This window comes from Mycobacterium sp. E1715 (assembly GCF_001667625.1).
Classification (GTDB): domain Bacteria; phylum Actinomycetota; class Actinomycetes; order Mycobacteriales; family Mycobacteriaceae; genus Mycobacterium.
Genome location: NZ_LZJJ01000562.1, coordinates 1 through 3241, shown reverse-complemented (window position 1 = coordinate 3241; position 3241 = coordinate 1). Strand labels below are relative to the sequence as shown.

Genomic DNA, 3241 nt, shown 5'->3' with positions numbered 1-3241 from the left:
ATTCGCTGCTGTCCCAGGACCGGTTCTGGCAGCACACGCCGAAGGTGTGGCTGCTGGACATGGGCATGCTGGCGGCGTTGTCGCTCTTCTACGCCGGCTTCGTGCGGTGGAGAATCCGCTTACGCCGATAGGCCGGCGCGGCCCTAGATTTGCTCCGCACCGCCGTCGACGAAGATCTCGCTGCCGGTCATGAAGCTGCTCTCGTCCGACGCGAGGAAAAGCACCGCCGCGGCGACCTCCTCGGGCCTGCCCAGGCGGCCCATCGGCACCTTGGCCGCCTCGCCTTCTCGCAACTCCTGCTCCCGCCCGGCCGGCGCCAGCCCCAAAAGCCCCGGCGTCTCGACCGGTCCGGGAACGATGGTGTTGACCCGGATCCCGCGGCCCACGAGTTCGGCGGCCCAGGTCCGCCCGAACGAGCGGATCGCCGCCTTGGTCGCCGCGTACACGCTGAACGCGGGGGTGCCGTTGTAGGCGGCGGTCGAGCCGGTCAGCACGATCGACGACCCGCGGTTGAGCAGCGGCAGCATGGCTTGCACGGTGAACAGCGTGCCGCCCACGTTGGTCATGAACGTGGACGTGAAGTGTTCGACCGAAATGTCGCCCAGTGCCGCGAATTCTCCGCCGCCCGCGTTGGCGAAGAGCACGTCGAGGCCCGCTCCGCGGGAGGCGACGACGTCGGCGACGGCGGCCACGTCGTCAAGGTTGGCCACGTCAGCGCGGACGCCCGTCGCCCGTTCACCGATCGAGGCCACGGCGGCGTCGATGGTCTGCTGGTTGCGCCCGGTCAGGATGACGTGGGCGCCCGCGTCGGCCAGCCGCTGCGCGGCCGCCAGCCCGATGCCCGAATTCCCGCCGGTGACCAGGGCTGTCTTTCCGCTGAGGTCGCTCATTGTGACTAGAGTAGGTGCATCCATCCGCCCAAGCACGAGACGTTCGACCTGATCGCCCGCACCAACACCGATCCCAAGGGCATCGTGCGGGACGTGGACGACTATGCGGTTCACCCGTGGGGCCTCTACGTGGCCCGGCCCACCCCCGGCCGCGCCCAGTTCCATTACCTCGAATCCTGGCTGCTGCCCTCGCTCGGCTTGCGCGCCACCGTCTTTCACTTCAACCCGGGCCACGAGCGCGATCACGACTACTACCTCGACGTGGGCGAATACACGCCCGGACCCGAGGTGTGGCGTTCGGAGGACCACTACCTCGACATCGAAGTCCGCACCGGCGACGGCGCGGACCTGGCCGACGTCGACGAGCTGCTGGACGCCGTCCGACACGGCCTGTTGACCCCGGAGGTCGCCGAGCTGGCGGTGCGGCGCGCCGTGGACGCCGTTGCGGGGTTGGCCCGCAACGGCTATGACCTCTCCCGCTGGTTGGCCGGCCATGGGATGGAGCTGACGTGGCGCCAGACGTAGCCGCGCTGCCCGACGAACCGGTGCCCGACTGGCGATCCCCCACGCTGGCGACCCTGACCGACAGGCGGTTCTCCGATCCGCGCTGGATCTTCGAGCGCAAGTTCGACGGGATGCGCTGTCTGGCGTTCCGCGACGGCGACCGGGTGCGGTTGTTGTCGCGAAACCGACAGCCGCTCAACGGAACCTACCCGGAACTCGTCGATGCGCTTGCCGCCCAGCGCGCGACGCGCTTCGTGGTCGACGGCGAGGTGGTGCGGGAGAGCGGGGCCTGAGCGCTTGGTCCCCCGATTGCGCTGGGCGTAATGTCAGCGACTATGAGCTGCACCGGTAGCAGGCTCCTGCCGATCACCGCGGTGACCCTCATCGCCGTTGGCTCCCAGCTGAGCCCGGCGACCGCGCGGGCGGACCTGCACAACATCACCTATCGCGCCCGGATCGATGCGCTGACGACCGGGAGCCAGGCCACGTTCGTCATCAACGGCGGCCAGACCAACACCACCAACCTGCCGTCCATGCCGGGCAACGTGTTCGAGGCCAACACGGTCCTGCCCGATCCCCAGCAGGCCGGGATGCGGATAGTGCTGCATTTCCCCTACGCGGCGAACGTGCACTGCGAAATCGACGTCGACGACGCGGTTTTCACCCAGGCCGACCAATTCGTCAAACCGGCGCCCGGAAACTCCGACCCCAACAGCGGGGCGCTGCAGTGCGGCGGACCGCTACCCGCCTGAGTTCGATTCGCCGACTCCACGCGGGATCCCGCGGACCTTCAGGACATCGAACACCAGATCGTCGACCTGCTCACCGGCTGTCCATCAGCGCCTGCAGATCGGCGATCGAGCGCAACGTGTCGTTGAGGTGGGTGCAGGTGCTGGTGCCGACGAATTCGCCGCGGACGCGGTCGCGCAACTCGGCGAGAGTCATACCGCGGATGCGGGACGCGCTACCGATCGCTCCGGGGCATTCCTGCCACGGCAACACTCGCACCTCGGCGTTCACCCCGGTGATGACGCGCGTCGAGGTGTCGATCGTGCCGGCGACCGTGTACTCGTGCACGATCGTCTCCACCAGGTCGTCGTCCACGTGAGAGTCGCGGAAGTGGGAATGGAAGCGCGCCGACCCGGAGTCGCTGTCCGCCAGATCCAGCCGCCGGTACCTGCGCATCCCGCGCGCTCGGAGCGGTTCCACTTCGTGTAGTCCGCTCAGCGGCGGCGCCACCGGGCCGCGGCCCGTCGGGATGACATCGTGCCGCCGGGTGAATGCGATCAGCGACGCGTCCGGTGCGAAACCTGCGCAGATCCCGGCCATTCGGTCGGCGATGCCCAGTGGCATCTTCTCTTCGACGCCCTCGACGATCGCCGCGTATTGGGCGGCGTATCCGGACACGAGCGCGGCACCGACCCAGTCGTCGAGCAACAGATTCAGCAGGCTGGCCCGCACTACTTCCTCAGGGAACAGCCGGCTGACCGTCGCCCGAAATCCCGCGCCGACACGACAGCCCAGCAAGGCGTCCAGACCGGCGGGCGCGGTGATGTCGTCGACGACTTGATCGGTGAGGTGCGCCCTCACTCGGACCTCGCCGAGGATCTCGACACGTCCGTCCTCGGCGCCGACCACGTCACGCGCCCGCAGGTCCGCCACGGAGCCGCGCACCCCATCCGGATGGGTGTCGATCGTGCTGGTGCGTCGCCGTACGCCCGGCAGCGACTGTGGCCCGCCGTCCACGAAGGGCCGCCGCGGGCCGAGGATGTCGTCGACGAACGGCATGGTGGCTCAGGGCTTCCAGTCAGTCGCGTCGGCCCATTCCCAGGCCTGCCGGTAGGCGT

At 68.9% G+C, this 3241-nt stretch carries 4 protein-coding genes and 1 pseudogene; 3 read left to right on the top strand and 2 right to left on the bottom strand.

All coding sequences use genetic code 11. The features are described 5' to 3' along the window. Nucleotides 1-143: 143 nt before the first annotated feature. The gene (locus A9X03_RS27525) at nucleotides 144-890 is read right to left on the bottom strand and encodes an SDR family oxidoreductase (protein ID WP_067778866.1); all 747 of its coding nucleotides are present in this window, start codon (nucleotides 888-890) and stop codon (nucleotides 144-146) included. Nucleotides 891-974: 84 nt separating this feature from the next. On the opposite strand from A9X03_RS27525, the gene A9X03_RS27520 reads away from it, so the two are divergent. The 3 genes and pseudogenes from A9X03_RS27520 (at nucleotide 975) to A9X03_RS27510 (ending at nucleotide 2146) form a co-directional block, all read left to right on the top strand. Beyond that, on the top strand, nucleotides 975-1415 hold the full coding sequence (locus tag A9X03_RS27520; RefSeq protein WP_068263943.1) for a DUF402 domain-containing protein: 441 nt from the start codon (nucleotides 975-977) through the stop codon (nucleotides 1413-1415). Further along, nucleotides 1400-1681: pseudogene (locus tag A9X03_RS27515) on the top strand (ATP-dependent DNA ligase); the annotation flags it as partial. The gene A9X03_RS27520 and the pseudogene A9X03_RS27515, both read left to right, overlap by 16 nt. Nucleotides 1682-1729: 48 nt before the next feature. Next, nucleotides 1730-2146, top strand: coding sequence for a hypothetical protein (locus tag A9X03_RS27510; protein ID WP_067891889.1), 417 nt, complete (start codon nucleotides 1730-1732; stop codon nucleotides 2144-2146). Nucleotides 2147-2216: 70 nt separating this feature from the next. On the opposite strand, the gene A9X03_RS27505 is transcribed toward A9X03_RS27510, so the two are convergent. Next, nucleotides 2217-3182: a DUF2889 domain-containing protein gene (locus A9X03_RS27505; protein WP_068263937.1), complete on the bottom strand. Its 966-nt coding sequence runs from the start codon at nucleotides 3180-3182 to the stop codon at nucleotides 2217-2219. Nucleotides 3183-3241 lie beyond the last annotated feature (59 nt).